This window comes from Burkholderia sp. USMB20 (genome assembly GCF_000949135.2).
Lineage (GTDB): Bacteria > Pseudomonadota > Gammaproteobacteria > Burkholderiales > Burkholderiaceae > Burkholderia.
Window position 1 is genome coordinate 136670 of the sequence record NZ_JTAN02000010.1, and the last position, 14524, is coordinate 151193.

Annotated in this window: 13 protein-coding genes; 6 read left to right on the forward strand and 7 right to left on the reverse strand. The window is 67.5% G+C overall.

Going from position 1 to position 14524, the window contains the following annotated elements:
* Window positions 1–69: 69 nt before the first annotated feature.
* On the forward strand, window positions 70–795 hold the full coding sequence (locus tag PL79_RS11770) for a phosphonate utilization associated transcriptional regulator (protein WP_044847361.1): 726 nt from the start codon (window positions 70–72) through the stop codon (window positions 793–795).
* Window positions 796–1086: 291 nt separating this feature from the next.
* On the opposite strand, the gene PL79_RS11775 is transcribed toward PL79_RS11770, so the two are convergent.
* The 5 genes from PL79_RS11775 to PL79_RS11795 form a co-directional block, all read right to left on the reverse strand.
* Window positions 1087–2475, reverse strand: a complete 1389-nt coding sequence (locus tag PL79_RS11775; RefSeq protein WP_044847328.1) for an FAD-dependent oxidoreductase — start codon at window positions 2473–2475, stop codon at window positions 1087–1089.
* Between the two features lie 133 nt (window positions 2476–2608).
* Window positions 2609–3739: a 2-aminoethylphosphonate--pyruvate transaminase gene (locus PL79_RS11780; protein ID WP_044847329.1), complete on the reverse strand. Its 1131-nt coding sequence runs from the start codon at window positions 3737–3739 to the stop codon at window positions 2609–2611.
* Window positions 3740–3787: 48 nt separating this feature from the next.
* On the reverse strand, window positions 3788–5515 hold the full coding sequence (locus PL79_RS11785) for a putative 2-aminoethylphosphonate ABC transporter permease subunit (RefSeq protein ID WP_044847330.1): 1728 nt from the start codon (window positions 5513–5515) through the stop codon (window positions 3788–3790).
* The gene (locus PL79_RS11790) at window positions 5512–6603 is read right to left on the reverse strand and encodes a putative 2-aminoethylphosphonate ABC transporter ATP-binding protein (RefSeq protein WP_044847331.1); all 1092 of its coding nucleotides are present in this window, start codon (window positions 6601–6603) and stop codon (window positions 5512–5514) included. The genes PL79_RS11785 and PL79_RS11790 overlap by 4 nt, the downstream gene beginning before the upstream one ends.
* Before the next feature lie 111 nt (window positions 6604–6714).
* On the reverse strand, window positions 6715–7770 hold the full coding sequence (locus PL79_RS11795) for a putative 2-aminoethylphosphonate ABC transporter substrate-binding protein (RefSeq protein WP_044847332.1): 1056 nt from the start codon (window positions 7768–7770) through the stop codon (window positions 6715–6717).
* A 218-nt stretch (window positions 7771–7988) separates the two neighbouring features.
* Here PL79_RS11795 and phnA point away from each other — a divergent pair, with 218 nt between their 5' ends.
* A complete protein-coding gene (phnA, locus tag PL79_RS11800) occupies window positions 7989–9227 on the forward strand; it encodes a phosphonoacetate hydrolase (protein ID WP_044847333.1) in 1239 nt (412 codons plus the stop codon).
* Between the two features lie 27 nt (window positions 9228–9254).
* Window positions 9255–10709, forward strand: a complete 1455-nt coding sequence (gene phnY, locus PL79_RS11805) for a phosphonoacetaldehyde dehydrogenase (protein ID WP_044847334.1) — start codon at window positions 9255–9257, stop codon at window positions 10707–10709.
* 90 nt (window positions 10710–10799) lie between these two features.
* Here the strand turns inward: phnY and PL79_RS11810 are convergent, their stop codons facing one another.
* A complete protein-coding gene (locus PL79_RS11810) occupies window positions 10800–11075 on the reverse strand; it encodes a hypothetical protein (RefSeq protein ID WP_044847335.1) in 276 nt (91 codons plus the stop codon).
* A 326-nt stretch (window positions 11076–11401) separates the two neighbouring features.
* Between PL79_RS11810 and PL79_RS11815 the strand changes: the two genes are divergently transcribed.
* The 3 genes from PL79_RS11815 to PL79_RS11825 are packed head-to-tail and all read left to right on the forward strand — an operon-like array spanning window position 11402 to window position 13634.
* Complete coding sequence (locus PL79_RS11815; protein ID WP_044847336.1) at window positions 11402–12184, forward strand: amino acid ABC transporter substrate-binding protein; 783 nt, start codon at window positions 11402–11404, stop codon at window positions 12182–12184.
* A gap of 14 nt (window positions 12185–12198) precedes the next feature.
* Complete coding sequence (locus PL79_RS11820) at window positions 12199–12879, forward strand: amino acid ABC transporter permease (protein WP_044847337.1); 681 nt, start codon at window positions 12199–12201, stop codon at window positions 12877–12879.
* Window positions 12876–13634 carry an amino acid ABC transporter ATP-binding protein gene (locus PL79_RS11825; RefSeq protein ID WP_044847338.1) on the forward strand — a complete coding sequence of 253 codons (759 nt, stop codon included), beginning with the start codon at window positions 12876–12878 and terminating at the stop codon, window positions 13632–13634. The genes PL79_RS11820 and PL79_RS11825 overlap by 4 nt, the downstream gene beginning before the upstream one ends.
* Before the next feature lie 29 nt (window positions 13635–13663).
* Here PL79_RS11825 and PL79_RS11830 read toward each other — a convergent pair whose 3' ends face one another.
* Window positions 13664–14479 carry an alpha/beta fold hydrolase gene (locus PL79_RS11830; RefSeq protein WP_044847339.1) on the reverse strand — a complete coding sequence of 272 codons (816 nt, stop codon included), beginning with the start codon at window positions 14477–14479 and terminating at the stop codon, window positions 13664–13666.
* Between the last annotated feature and the right edge of the window lie 45 nt (window positions 14480–14524).

Below are 14524 nucleotides of genomic sequence, written 5' to 3' on the forward strand. Positions count from 1 at the left end.
GGTATATAACGATCATTCGCCGACATGGCGCCCTCGTTTTTCTTCCGCAGCGTCGCTGCCTGCCCGACCATGACTGCCCCGAACGCGCTCAACGCCATCGAACTCCTGCAAAGCCAGTCGCTCGCGATGATTGTCCAGGACATGCTCGAGCGCGCGATCGTGTCCGGCGAATATGCGCCGGGCGAGAAGCTCAACGAAGTCGATATCGCGACCAAGCTGAACGTGTCGCGCGGCCCCGTGCGCGAAGCATTCCGCGCGCTCGAGCAGGCCGGGCTGCTGCGCAACGAGAAGAACCGCGGCGTGACGGTGCGTGTCGTGCCGCTGCGCGAGGCCGAAGAGATCTACGAAGTGCGCGCGATGCTCGACGAGTCGGTCGCGCGCGCGCTCGCGAAACGCATTTCGCCCGACACGCTGAAGGTGCTGAAGGGCATCATCCAGTCGATGAAGGATGCCGCGAAGACGCACGACGTCACGCGCTATACCGAGCTGAACGTGCAATTCCACGACGCGATGGTGGTCGGCGTCGGCAATACGCATCTCACCGACACCTATCGCCGGCTCGTGCGCCAGCTCGGGCTGCTGCGCCAGGCCGCGATCGAGGCCGAGGAGGATGCGATCGCGGTGTCGGCGGCCGAGCACGACAAGATCGTGCAGGCGCTCGCGAGCGGCGACGAGGAGAAGGCGGTCGCACTGGTGCGCGAGCACGTCGCGCACGGCCTCGCGCGGATGCGCCGCACGCACGAGCAGGGATTGCCTGCGGCGGGGAAGGCGGCGCGCGAGAAAGCCGGCGCGTGAGCGGGTTGCGGCGCGGGTTTCACCACGCGTCGATAGCGACAGGGCGCTGAACCGGTCGGTCAGCGCCTTTTGTGTTTACATCGTTCGCATGGTGACGTGCGGTGCGCGATGCGCGTTGTGCCTGGCGGGTTCAGTTCCTGCCGAAGATGACGAGATCCGAGCCGATTGGGGTGATCGTCGGCGCGTTGATCATTTGCCGCTCCGTTTATCAAAGAAATCGTCCAGGACCCAGCCGGTGCCAGTCTCGCAGCGCACCTGTGTGTAGGCCCCTTTATTGCATGGCGCCCGCCATCACGCCTTGTCCGCCTTCCCCGCCGCGCTCGCGAACTTCGCGAGCCACGTGTCGACCATCGCCGGCCGCCGGCTTTCGTCTTCCGCACGCTCCTTGCGACGAATCGCATTGCGCACGACGTGCGCGCCCACATAGCGGATCGGCTCCGGCGGGAAATGGCCGAGCGGGCCGCGCACGATCGGGCTGCGCGTCCACGCGTTGTCGAGCCCGAGCACCAGCGACGACAGGATCTGTCCGCCCATGTAGGTCGGCCCGACGCCGTTGCCTGAATAGCCGAAGCCGTAGAACACGTTCGGCGCGCCGTCGAGGCGGCCGAAGAACGGGAAGCCCGTCACCGAACGGTCCGACGGGCCGTTCCAGCTCGCGGTGACCGGCACGCCCGCGAGCGAAGGAAAGAATTCGCGCAGGCTCTGCGTGAGCTGCGCCTCGTACGGCGAGCGCCGGTCGAACACCGGCGCGATGCGGCTGCGCCACGAGAACGTGTTGCCGCCCTTGCCGAGCATCAGCCGGCCGTCGGCGGTCGTGCGGTAGTAGTACACGAAGATCCGCGAATCGAGCACCGACACGCCGTCGACGAGCCCGGTCCGTTCCAGCAGTCCCGGGCATTTCTCGGTGATGACCATGTCGCTCGACACGACCGCGATCGTGCGCTCGAACTGCGGGAAGCGGCTCGCCATCCACGCGTTGATCGCGAACACCAGCTTGCCGGCGCGCACGCTGCCGGACGGCGTCCGAACGACGGCCGGCTGCCCCGGCGTGAAGTCGACGAGCGGCGTGCGCTCGTAGATCCGGATCCCCATCTCGAGCGCGACGCGGCGCAGCCCGCGCACGAGCTTGCCCGGATGCACGGTCGCGGCGATCGGCGAATACACGCCGTCGAGATTGCGGGCGGAGCCCGAGCGGCGCGCGACTTCAGCGGCCGGCAGCGGCTCGTAGCTGTGGATGCCGCACGCGGCGAGCGCGTCGAGCACCGGCGCGAGCGTGCCGACCTGCGCGCGCGACGTCGCGGTGTACAGCGTGCCGTCGAGCCGCAGTTCGGCATCGATGCGATGCGTGCGACAGAAGTCGGCGATGTGCTGGACGGCCGCCTCCGACGCCTTCACGAGCCGGATCGCCTCCGCTTCGCCGAACAGGCGCCGCAGCGTCAGGAATTTGGCTGACCACGTGAGCAGGCACCCGCCGTTGCGCCCGCTCGCGCCGGCGCCGCACAGGTCGGCCTCGAGTATCGCGATGTCGAGCGCCGGGTTCTGCTGCTTCGCCTGGATCGCGGTCCAGAGTCCCGTGAAGCCGCCGCCGACGATGCAGACGTCGGCCTGCGTCGCGCCCTGCAGCGCGGGGGCGAGATCGCCGTCGTTGAACAGTGCTTGTTCGATCCAGAAGGGTCGCATCGAATGTAGTGCCGGTAAGGGTCGAGAGAATTGCCGTGCCGCACACGGCGGTAAAACGCAAAACGAAAGCGAACCCGCCGCACCGCAACGCACGGCGACCGGCCGCGCGCCGCGGTGTGGCGGATGCAGCGCGTCAGGCCGCCGCTTCGGCCGACACGCGGCGCACGCCCATCGCCTTCAGCGTGTCGGCGATCGCGGCGACCGCGCCCGGAATGCCGGCCTCGCCGAAGTGGCCGATGCAGCCGACGCGGAACGTATCGACTTCGGTCAGCTTGCCCGGATACAGAATGTAGCCGCGCTTTTTGACCTCCTGATAAAACCGCTTGAAGTCATAGTTCGGATCGTCCGGCGCATGGAACGTGACGATGATCGGCGCCTGGATCGCCGGATCGAGGAACGGCCGGAAGCCGAGCGCGCGCATCCCGTCGATCAGCGCACGGTAGTTGCGCTGGTAGCGGCCGCCGCGCGCGGCGAGGCCGCCTTCGTCGACGTATTGCGCGACGGCCGCATCGAGCGCCGCAACCACGTGCGTGGGCGGCGTGAAGCGCCACTGCGTCGTGCGCTGCATGTAGACCCACTGGTCGTACAGGTCCATCGCGAGCGAGTGGCTGTTGCCTTCGCAGCGTTCGAGCGCGGTGCGCTTCGCGATCACGAAGCCGAGCCCAGGCACGCCTTCGAGACACTTGCCGGACGCGGCGATCACCGCGTCGAACGGCGTCGTGCGCGCATCGATGTCGATCGCGCCGAACGAGCTCATCGCGTCGACGATCAGCCCGCGGCCGTGTTTCGCGACGACCTGCGCGACCTCGTGCAGCGGGTTCAGCACGCCGGCGCCGGTTTCGCAGTGCACGAGCGCGACGTGCGTGATGGTCGGATCGCCGGCGAGCGCGCGCTCGACGTCGGCCGGATCGACGCGGCGGTCCTCGCTGTAGTCGATCGTCGTGAGCTTGCGGCCGAGCACGCGGCAGATCTTCGCGAGGCGCTGGCAGTACGCGCCGTTGTTCGGCACCAGCACGTGGCCGTCGCGCGGCACGAGCGTGCCGATCGCCGCCTCGACCGAGAACGTGCCGCTACCCTGCAGCGGCACGCATTCGTGCGTGCCTTCGCCGTGCACGATCTGCAGCAGCCGTTCGCGCAGCCGCGCGGTGATCGCGTTGAAGTCGCTGTCCCACGAACCCCAGTCGCGCAGCATCGCGTCGCGCGTGCGCTCCGAGGTCGTCAGGGGGCCGGGGGTGAGCAGGATGGGCTGGGTGGCGAGCGTCATGGTGTCTCCTTGGTGAAGTCGGGACGTCACGTGAATGCGGCGAACGGATCAGCGGCGGTGCGGGGTGCGCCAGGCCTGCGTGCGGCGCAACAGGCGGTGCGAGATGCAGGCAAACAGCACGCACGCGAACGACGAGGTCGCGAGCACGAGCGTCGCCATCGCGGCGGCCGGGCCCATCTGGCCCGCGTCGTCGAGGTTCAGGATCGCGACGGAGGCGGGCTGCGTGTCCGGTGAGTACAGGAACGCGACGGCGGAGACCGTCGTCATCCCGTTGACGAACAGGTAGCGCGCGATCAGCAGGATCGCCGGCAGGCACACGGGCACGGTCACGCGCAGGAAGGTCTTGTAGAACGGCACCTTCAGCGACGCGGACACGGCCTCGAACTCGCTGTCGATCTGCCGCAGCGCGGTGACGGCGGTCAGGTGGCTCGACGCGTAGTAGTGGACGACCGTGACGATCGCGAGCAGCCACAGCGACCCGTACAGCCCGTTCAGCGGATTGCCGGGCGCGTTGAACAGGAAGATGTAGCTGATGCCGAGCACGAGGCCCGGCACGCCCATCGGCAGGATCGCGCACAGGCTGATGAAGCCGCGCAGCCAGCGTGCACCGCGGGTCTTCTCGATCAGGTAGGCGCCGCCGAACACGACGATCGTGCCGCCGAGCGCGACGGTCGCGGCCATCCGCAGGCTGTTCTTGTACGCGTCGAAGATGCCGGCGCCGATCAGCCCCATCTCGTAGTGCTGCAGCCCGACGCTCATCTGGTACGGCCAGAACTTCACGAACGACGCGAACACCGAGATGCCGACCACCGCGATGAAGAACGCGCACACCAGCGCGCAGTATGCGAGCATCGCGGCGTCGAAGCCGCGCGACGGCTTCGGCTGGTACGGCGTCGAGCGCGCGCCGAGCTGCGACTGCTGGCGGCGGCGGATGAAGAAGTCGACACCGAACGCGACGAGCGCCGGGCACAGCAGCATCAGGCTCACGACCGCGCTGCGGTTGAAGTCCTGCAGCCCGATGATCAGCTTGTAGATGTCGGTCGACAGCACGTTGTACGAACCGCCGATCACCACCGGCACGCCGAAGTCGTTGATGCACATCGTGAAGGCCACCATCGTCGCGCTGATCAGCCCGTACTTCGCGCCCGGCAGCGTGATCGTGAAGAACTTGCGGATGCGGCTCGTGCCCATCGCGTCGGCGGCTTCGTAGAGCCGGCCGTCCGCGAGCGACAGCGCGGTGACGAGGATCATCAGCACGTGCGGAAACGATGCGTACACCATGCTCAGCACGATGCCCGGCAGTCCGTAGATCGAGTGGCCGTGCAGCAGCGGCTTGAGCAGCCCCGCGTTGCCGAACCAGTAGATGAACGACACGGCGGACAGCAGCGTCGGCGCGAGCAGCGGCAAGAGCGCGATCGTGCGTGCGGCGTTCTTCAGCGGCATGCACGAGCGCGTCAGCGCATACGCGAACGTGAACGCCATCGGCACGACGATCATCGTGACGAGCGCGCCGACCGTCAGCGAATGGAGCATCGAGCGCAGCACGCCGCTGTCCTCGAGATACTCGACGAAGTTGTGTGCGCCGACGAAACGGCCGTCCGTATCGACGAAGCATTTCTGCACGACGAGCGCGAGCGGCAGCAGCAGGAACAGCGACATCAGCGCGGCCATCGCAACGAGCGCGAGCTGTGCGATGCGGTCGTGCCAGTGCGTGAGCTGCCGCACGTCGGCGGAGGCGGCCGCGCCGCGGCGGCGTTCGGTGAGGACGGCGCTCATTGCAGTCGCTCCTTCGCGCTCGGGAACACGCGGACATGCTCGCGATCGAGCGCGAGGTCGATGCGCGCGCCGGCCTGCACGCCGGTGCGGTCGACGTCGCGATACGACAGGTCGGCGACGATTTCCTGGCCGTCGAGCCCGTCGATCCGGAAGCTCACGCGGCAGAACGCGCCGAGGAACTCGAGCTTCTCGACGCGGCCGGCCAGCACGTTGTCGGCCGCTTCACCCGGAATGCGGATGCGCAGATCCTCGGGCCGCACGTAGACCGACACGGCCGCGCCCTGGGCCGGCCGGGTCGCGCCATGCCGGCAGTCGAAGCCGACGCCGCCCGCGCGCAGCGTGCCGTCCTGCGCGACTTCGGCGGGAATCGTGTTGACGCGGCCGATGAAGTCCGCGACGAACGGCGACGCGGGCTGCCGGTAGATTTCGAGCGGCGTGCCGATCTGCTCGATCACGCCGTGATTCATCACGACGATGCGGTCCGCCATCGACAGCGCCTCTTCCTGGTCGTGCGTGACCATGATCGTCGTCACGCCGAGCCGCTGCTGCAGCGCGCGGATTTCCTGGCGCAGCCGCACGCGCACGCGCGCATCGAGCGCCGACAGCGGCTCGTCGAGCAGCAGCAGGCCGGGCGACGTCGCGAGTGCGCGCGCGAGTGCGATGCGCTGCTGCTGGCCGCCGGACAATTGACCGGGATGCTTGCGATGACTGTCGGGCAGGCCGACCAGCGCGAGCAGCGTATGCACGCGCTCGTGGATCGCGTCGCGCTTCATCCTGCGGTTCACGAGCCCGTACGCGACGTTGTCGAAGACGGTGAGGTTCGGAAACAGCGCGTACGACTGGAACACGATCCCGTAGTCGCGCAGTTGCGGCGGCAGCCGCGAAATGTCGCGGCCGTCCTGCATGATGTGGCCGGCGCTTTGCGCCTCGAGCCCCGCGATGATCCGCAGCAGCGTGGTTTTCCCGCAGCCGGACGGCCCCAGGAAGCAGATCATCTCGCCCTTCATCACGCTCAGGTTGATGTCGGTGAGGACCTGTGTGTCGTTGTACCGCTTTTCGATGCGTTCTACGCTCAGATAGGGTGCCATGCACGCCTCCACGCTGCGGGCGGCCCGGATGCGGGCCGGATACGACGATCGGAAGGGAGGCGGGGCGGCGCGTGTCGCGGCCCCGCTGCCTGGTGCGGCGTTAGCGCCGCGTCATTGCTGTGCTTTCGCCCCGTAGCGCTTCTGCCAGGTATCGAGGATCGACTGACGGTTCTTCGCCGACCACACGAAGTCGTTCTTCACGAGCAGGTCCGCATAGTTGTCGGGGATGCCGGCGAGCTTGCGCGCGACGCCCGGGTACGCGACGATCGCCCACCAGCGCGCGGTGATCTGGTTCGCGTCCTTGCTCGCCATGAAGTCCGCGAGCTTCTTCGCGGCGTCGGGCTGCCTGGTCGTCTTCATGATCGCGGTGCCTTCCATGTCCCAGCCGAGCCCTTCCTTCGGGAACACGAGATCGATCGGCGCGCCCTGCGCCTGCAGTTCATGGCCGCGGAACTCGAACGAGATGCCGATCGGGAATTCGCCGGTGCCGGCGAGCGTGCACGGCTTCGAGCCCGAATGCACGTACTGCGCGACGTTCTTGTCGAGCGCGTCCATGAACTTCCATCCCTTGTCGTCGCCGAAGGTCTGCAGCCACGCGGTGACGTCGAGATAGCCGGTGCCCGACGACACCGGGCTCGGCATCACGATCGCGCCTTTGTAGACCGGCTTCGTCAGGTCTTCCCACGACGTCGGCTTCGGGATGTTCTTCGCCTGCGCGGCGACGCGGTTGTAGCAGATCGTCGCGCCCCACACGTCCATGCCGACCCAGTGCGGCGGCGTGTTCGCGTCGCTGTACTTGCGCGTGAGCTGGTCGAAGCCCTTCGGCGCATACGGCATCAGCATCCCCTGCAGGTCGAGCAGCGTGAGGCTCGAGGCGGCGAGGCCGAGGATGACGTCCGCGCGCGGGTTGTTCTTCTCCGCGAGCAGCTTCGCGGTGACCGAGCCGGTCGAGTCGCGCACCCAGCGGATCTCGATGTCGGGGTTCGCTTTCTCGAAGGCGTCCTTGTAGGGCTTCATCGCCTCGTCCTCCAGCGCGGTGTAGACGAGCAGCGACGTCTTCGCATGCGCCGCCTGCGCCGCGGCGAGCGCGACCGCGGCGGCCAGCGCGACGCGCGCCGCGCCCGTCGCCCATCCATTGAAACGCTTCTGTACCGGCACTTCGTTCATCTTCAGACCCCTTGACCGTGGCGCCGCGGGCTGCGGCGGATGAGTGGAGACCAGCCCTCTTCGTACTGCCTCGTGTTTCCGTCTTTTGCTTTCTGTTCTCTGCATGTTGTTGACAATCTACAAATCATCAATTTTAATGTCAAGCATGGAAAACACCTCCTCGGCGCGGCGCGGGCGCCGACAGCTCAACCCCCTTCGAACCGAAAGGACTGAACGTCATGACTGAAACGCCTGTATCCGTGGAAGTGAACGGCCGCCGCTACAACTGGATGCGCCGCCCCGTGGTGGTGGTCTGCGTCGACGGCTGCGCCTATGAGTATCTCGAGATGGCGGCCGAGGCCGGCGTCGCGCCGTTCCTGCGCACGCTGCTGAAGCCGGGCACGGCGCTCAAGGGCGAGTGCGTGGTGCCGAGCTTCACGAACCCGAACAACCTGTCGATTGTTACCGGCGTGCCGCCGGCGATCCACGGGATAAGCGGCAACTACTTCTACGATCGCGACACCGGCGCCGAGGTGCTGATGAACGATCCGAAGTACCTGGTCGCGCCCACCGTGCTCGCGACTTTCGCGGAACGGGGCGCGCGCGTCGCGGTCGTCACCGCGAAGGACAAGCTGCGCCGCCTGCTCGGCAAGGGGCTCAAGGGCATCTGCTTCTCGTCGGAGAAGGCCGACGAGGCGAGCCTCGAGGAAAACGGCATCGACAACGTGCTCGAGCTGGTCGGCAAGCCGGTGCCGAGCGTGTACAGCGCGGACCTGTCGGAGTTCGTGTTCGCGGCCGGCGTGCGCCTGCTCGAGACGCGCCCGATCGACCTGATGTACCTGTCGACGACCGACTACGTGCAGCACAAGTGCGCGCCCGGCACCGACGGCGCGAACGCGTTCTACCAGATGATGGACGCGTACCTGAAGCGGCTCGACCAACTCGGCGCGATCGTCGCGATCACGGCCGACCACGGGATGAACGCGAAGCACGACGGCGAGACCGGCGAGCCGAACGTGATCTATCTGCAGGAGCTGTTCGACGACTGGCTCGGCCACGACGCGGCGCGCGTGATCCTGCCGATCACCGATCCGTACGTCGTGCACCACGGCGCGCTCGGCTCGTTCGCGACCGTCTACGTGCCGGACGACGCCGATCCCGACGCGCTGCGCGCGCGGCTCGCCGCGGTGGACGGCATCGAGGTCGTGCTGACGGGCGCCGAAGGCTGCGCGCGCTTCGAGCTGCCGCCCGAGCGGATGGGCGACCTGATCGTGATCTCGAAGCAGGACGTCGTGCTCGGCACGCGCCGCATCAAGCACGACCTGTCGGGCCTCGACGTGCCGCTGCGCTCGCACGGCGGGATCTCCGAGCAGATCGTGCCGCTGATCTTCAGCAAGCCGGTCGCGACCGACGTCGCGGGCCGGGCGCGGCTGCGCAACTTCGACATCATCGACATCGCGCTCAACCATCTGCAGTGACGCGGACGCATCCGCCAGGAGACACTCATGAACGCCATTGCAGCATCGACGGAGGTTCGCACGGTTCATCGTGAAGCACTACGAATCGATGGTGAAAGGATTCAGCGCGATGCGGTGATCGAGGTACGCAACCCGTACGACGGCTCGCTCGTCGGCACCGTGCCGAAGGCGACGCTCGACGACGTGCGGCGCGCATTCGCGGTCGCGCGTGCGTACCGGCCGTCGCTCACGCGCCACGAACGCGCGGCGATCCTGCGCCGCGCGGCCGACATCGTGCGTGCGCGCACCGCCGCGATCGCGGCGCTGATCACGGCCGAGGCCGGCTTGTGCATCAAGGATTCGACGTACGAAGCCGGGCGCGTGGCCGACGTGCTCACATTCGGCGCGGGCGAAGTGCTGAAGGACGACGGGCAGATCTTCTCGTGCGATCTGACGCCGCACGGCAAGAAGCGCCGCGTGTACACGCAGCGCGAACCGCTGCTCGGCGTGATTTCCGCGATCACGCCGTTCAACCATCCGATGAATCAGGTCGCGCACAAGGTCGTGCCGTCGGTCGCGACCAACAACCGGATCGTCGTGAAGCCGTCGGAGAAGGTGCCGCTGTCGTGCTACCTGTTCGCGGACATCCTGTATGAAGCCGGCCTGCCGCCGCAGATGCTGCAGGTGATCACCGGCGACCCGAAGGAGATCGCCGACGAGCTGATCACGAACCCGGCGATCGACCTGATCACGTTCACCGGCGGCGTGTCGATCGGCAAGTCGATCGCGTCGCGGATGGGCTACCGGCGCGCGGTGCTGGAACTCGGCGGCAACGATCCGATCATCGTGATGGAGGACGCCGATCTCGACGAAGCGAGCACGCTGGCGGTGTCGGGTTCGTACAAGAACTCGGGGCAGCGCTGCACCGCGATCAAGCGGATGCTCGTGCACGAGGCGGTGGCCGATCGCTTCACCGAGCTGGTCGTCGAGAAAACCCGCGCGTGGGCCTACGGGAACCCGGCCGATCCGTCGGTCGACATGGGCACCGTGATCGACGAAGCGGCCGCGAAGTTCTGCGAGCAGCAGGTGAACGACGCGATTGCGCGCGGTGCGCGGCTGCTGGTCGGCAACGTGCGCGACGGGGCGCTGTATTCGCCGACCGTCGTCGATCGCGTGACGCCCGACATGCCGCTCGTGAAGTACGAGACGTTCGGGCCCGTGTCGCCGATCATGCGTTTTCGCGACATCGACGAGGCGATCCGGATGTCGAACAGCACCGACTATGCGTTGTCGTCGTCGGTCTGCACGAACCGCTTCGACAGCATCACGCGCTTCATCACGGAGCTGGAAGTCGGCAGCGTGAACGTGCGCGAGGTGCCGGGCTACCGGCTCGAACTGACGCCGTTCGGCGGCGTGAAGGATTCGGGCCTCGGCTACAAGGAAGGCGTGCAGGAGGCGATGAAGAGCTTCACGAACACGAAGACCTACTCGCTGCCGTGGTAAGCGGTGTGTGATACACACGCGCCGGCTCGAAGGCCGGCGCGCGCAATTTCCCGATGGCGGGAGGCGGCCGCGACAGCCGCCTCGCGACGGTCAATCGTCGTCGTGATGGTGATGACGCCAGCCGCGATGCCAGCCGTTGTCGTGCCGGTAGTAGCGGTAGCGGTATTCGCCGTAGTACGGGCCGTAATAGGCGGGCGCCGGCTCGTACACGACGGGCGGCGGCGGCGCGTAGTAGACAGGCGGCGGCGCCTCGATCACGGGCCCCGGCACGCCGAAATACACGCCGACGTCGGCACGCGCGAACGCACTTGCCGACAGGCAGGCGGCCGCGATGCCGACGGCACTGGACAACAGGATGCGTCTCATTTGCCGTTCACTCCGTCCGCGGGGACCAGGCCCGCGAGCAATCGTTTTACCTGCCTTCATGGTACGTAGCGCATGCCCGATGGGTGATACCGCAGTGTCGCTTCTGTAACCGCAGGTAACGATTCGTCAGACGATCGCCGCGCTGCATCGCGTGGGATTTCGTCTGCGGAATGGGCGCGACTCGCCGGCGCGTTATTCGACGCGCTCATATCGTTAGCGGATTTGCGTTTTTGCCGGATATCGGCGCGTCGGTAGAATTCGCGGACCTCTCGCGCGGCCGTTCGGGCCGGCGGGTCCACTCCCTTCCATCGTTCGGGGTCCGCACCATGAAATTCCTTCGCTCCATCCTGGTCGTCGCATTGCTGCAGGCCACTGCCGTCACGAGCGCGCTGGCGGCCGACGATCTCGCGCAGATCAAGTCGGCCGGCGTGTTCCGGGTCGGCACCGAAGGCACGTACGCACCGTTCACGTATCACGATGCGTCGGGCAAGCTGACCGGCTTCGACGTCGACATCGCGAGCGCGATCGCGCAACGGCTCGGCGTGAAGGCGGAGTTCGTCGAAGGCAAGTGGGACGGGCTGATCGCGGGCCTCGACGTGAACCGCTACGACGCGGTCGTCAACGAAGTGTCGATCACCGATGCGCGCAAGGCGAAATACGATTTCTCGACGCCGTACATCACGTCCCGCGCGGTGCTGATCGTGCGTGCGGACAACACGTCGATCCGCTCGTTCGACGACCTGAAGGGCAAGAAATCCGCGAACACGCTGACCAGCAATTTCGGCAAGCTCGCGGCCGCGCACGGCGCGGACGTGGTGCCCGTGCAGGGCTTCAACGAATCGATCGACCTGCTGAGCGCGGGGCGCGTCGACGCGACGATCAACGATTCGCTGTCGTACCTCGATTTCCGCAAGCACAAGCCCGACGCGAAACTGAAGATCGCGGCGACCGACACGAGCGGCGCCGGCGATGCATCGGGCGTGCTGCTGCGCAAGGGCAGTCCCGCGCTGGTGGCGGCGATCGACAGGGCGCTCGCGGACCTCAAGGCCGACGGCACCTACGCGAAGATCTCGCAGAAGTACTTCGGCCGCGACGTGTCGCAGCCGTGACGCGGGGCTGACCGATGCCGCCCTGGCTGCACTTGATGGCGGAATCGCTGCGGCCCCTGCTGGTGGCAGGGCTCGTGTTCACGGTTCCGCTCACGCTCGCGTCGTTCGCGATCGGCCTGCTGCTCGCGTTCGGCGCGGCGCTCGCGCGCCTGTTCGGGCCGCGCTGGGCGCAGGCCGCCATACGTTTCTACATCTGGCTGTTTCGCGGCTCGCCGCTGCTCGTGCAGCTGTTCGTGATCTTCTACGGACTGCCGAACGTCGGCATCGTGCTCGATCCGCTGACCGCCGCCGTGATCGGCTTCTCGCTGAACGTCGGCGCGTACAACGCCGAGGTGATCCGCGGCGTGATCGAATCGATCCCGAAAGGGCAGTGGGAAGCCGCGTACTCGATGGCGATGACGCGCGCGCAGGCGCTGCGCCGCGCGATCCTGCCGCAGGCCGCGCGCGTCGCGCTGCCCGCGCTGTCGAATTCGTTCATCTCGCTGGTAAAGGACACGTCGCTCGCGGCTGTACTGACCGTTCCCGAGATATTCCAGGCCGCGCAGCGCATCGCGGCCGTCACCTACGAGCCGCTGATCCTCTATACCGAAGCCGCGCTGATCTATCTGCTGTTCAGCTCGGTGCTCTCGTCGCTGCAACGTCGGCTCGAGCTCCGGTTCGGGCGCCATGCGCTGTTCCACGCGGAGTTGCGATGATCCGTCTCGAACGCATCGACAAGTCGTTCGGCGCGCAGCGCGTGCTGACCGGCATCGACCTCGCATTGCAGCCCGGCAGCGTGACCGCGTTGATCGGGCCGTCCGGCAGCGGCAAGAGCACGCTGCTGCGCTGCGTGAACCTGCTCGAAGTGCCGGAGGCGGGCGCGCTCACGGTCGGCGACGCCCGCATCGACTTCGCGGCGGGGCGCCGCCCGTCGCGCGATCACGTGTTCGCGGTGCGCCGTCAGACCGGCATGGTGTTCCAGAACTTCCAGTTGTTTCCGCACCTGAGCGTCGTGCAGAACGTGATGGAAGGGCTCGTGACCGTGCAGCGCTGGCCGCGCGAGCAGGCGCGTGAACGCGCGCTCGCGTTGCTGGACAAGGTCGGTATCGCCGACAAGGCCGACGCATGGCCCGCGACGTTGTCGGGCGGCCAGCAGCAGCGCGTGGCCATCGCACGCGCGCTCGCGCCGTCGCCGCAGGTGCTGATGTGCGACGAGCCGACGTCCGCGCTCGATCCCGAATTGTCCGTCGAAGTCGTCGAAGTGTTGCGCCAGCTCGCGCGGGAAGGCACGACGATGCTGATGGCCACGCACGACCTGCGCCTGGCTGCGTCGGTCGCGCACGATGCGGTGTTTCTCGCGGATGGCCGCGTGGTCGAGGCCGGCGCATCGCGCGAGCTGTTCGGGCGGCCGCGCGATCCGCGCACCGCGAAGTTCGTCGCGACGCTCGCGCAGGGCGTGCCGGCCTTCTGATCTGCCACGCCACGCGGCTGCGTGGGCGATCATTCCTGTCCGTGTGTGTCGAGCACCGCGGCGACGATCGCCTCGGGCGCATCCTCCTGGACCAGGTGCCCCGCGCGCGGCACGCGGATCAGCTTTCCGCCCGCGATGCGATCGGCGAGCGCCTGCCCCTGTTCGCGCGGAATCCACGCGTCGTCCTCGCCCCACACGATGCGCACCGGAAAGTCCGGCGGCGCATAACGCGCCTCGGCTTCCTCGATATAGCGCTGGCGCATCTGCGCGATCTGCCGATAGAACGCCGGCTGGCCGGCCGGCGTGAGCCACGGCGAGCGGTAGATCGACAGCACGTCGTCGCTCAACGGCCGTGCGACTGCATTGCCGATGTAGGCCGACACGAGTGCGTGATGCGCATACGCCGGCAGCCCGGTGAACGCGGCTTCGTGCTGCGCGACGTGGCGCACGAACGGCGAGCCTTGCGGCGCGATCGCGACGGGGTTCACGAGTGTCAGGTCCGAATACGCGATGCCGTCGAGGAAATGCGCGCGCAGCACGGTTGCGCCGCCGTAGTCGTGCGCGAGTACGCGCGGGCGTGAAAGTCTCCATTCGTCGAGCAGCGCGCCGAACAGCACGTTCTGCCGGCCGAGCGAGACGTCCGTGTCGGGCATGTCCGACTGGCCGTAGCCGAGCAGGTCGTAGAAGAACACGCGATGACGCCGTGCGAGCCACGGCGCGATGCGGCGCCACACCTGCGACGAGAACGGCGTCCCGTGCACGAGCACCAGCGGCGGCCCTTCACCGAGCGCGCCCCATGCGATCCGGTGACCTTCAAAATTGTAGCGATTGGCGAGCTCGAGCATCGGCGCCTCCGTGCTAACCTGTTTTGGTTGTTAACAGGTTACGCC

Excerpts from the sequence above, each read along its gene's own strand:
- PL79_RS11770 (WP_044847361.1), top strand. The coding sequence starts at position 70 with ATGACTGCCCCGAACGCGCTCAACGCCATCGAACTCCTGCAAAGCCAG.
- PL79_RS11775 (WP_044847328.1), bottom strand. The coding sequence starts at position 2,475 with ATGCGACCCTTCTGGATCGAACAAGCACTGTTCAACGACGGCGATCTC.
- PL79_RS11780 (WP_044847329.1), bottom strand. The coding sequence starts at position 3,739 with ATGACGCTCGCCACCCAGCCCATCCTGCTCACCCCCGGCCCCCTGACG.
- PL79_RS11785 (WP_044847330.1), bottom strand. The coding sequence starts at position 5,515 with ATGAGCGCCGTCCTCACCGAACGCCGCCGCGGCGCGGCCGCCTCCGCC.
- PL79_RS11790 (WP_044847331.1), bottom strand. The coding sequence starts at position 6,603 with ATGGCACCCTATCTGAGCGTAGAACGCATCGAAAAGCGGTACAACGAC.
- PL79_RS11795 (WP_044847332.1), bottom strand. The coding sequence starts at position 7,770 with ATGAACGAAGTGCCGGTACAGAAGCGTTTCAATGGATGGGCGACGGGC.
- phnA (WP_044847333.1), top strand. The coding sequence starts at position 7,989 with ATGACTGAAACGCCTGTATCCGTGGAAGTGAACGGCCGCCGCTACAAC.
- phnY (WP_044847334.1), top strand. The coding sequence starts at position 9,255 with ATGAACGCCATTGCAGCATCGACGGAGGTTCGCACGGTTCATCGTGAA.
- PL79_RS11810 (WP_044847335.1), bottom strand. The coding sequence starts at position 11,075 with ATGAGACGCATCCTGTTGTCCAGTGCCGTCGGCATCGCGGCCGCCTGC.
- PL79_RS11815 (WP_044847336.1), top strand. The coding sequence starts at position 11,402 with ATGAAATTCCTTCGCTCCATCCTGGTCGTCGCATTGCTGCAGGCCACT.
- PL79_RS11820 (WP_044847337.1), top strand. The coding sequence starts at position 12,199 with ATGCCGCCCTGGCTGCACTTGATGGCGGAATCGCTGCGGCCCCTGCTG.
- PL79_RS11825 (WP_044847338.1), top strand. The coding sequence starts at position 12,876 with ATGATCCGTCTCGAACGCATCGACAAGTCGTTCGGCGCGCAGCGCGTG.
- PL79_RS11830 (WP_044847339.1), bottom strand. The coding sequence starts at position 14,479 with ATGCTCGAGCTCGCCAATCGCTACAATTTTGAAGGTCACCGGATCGCA.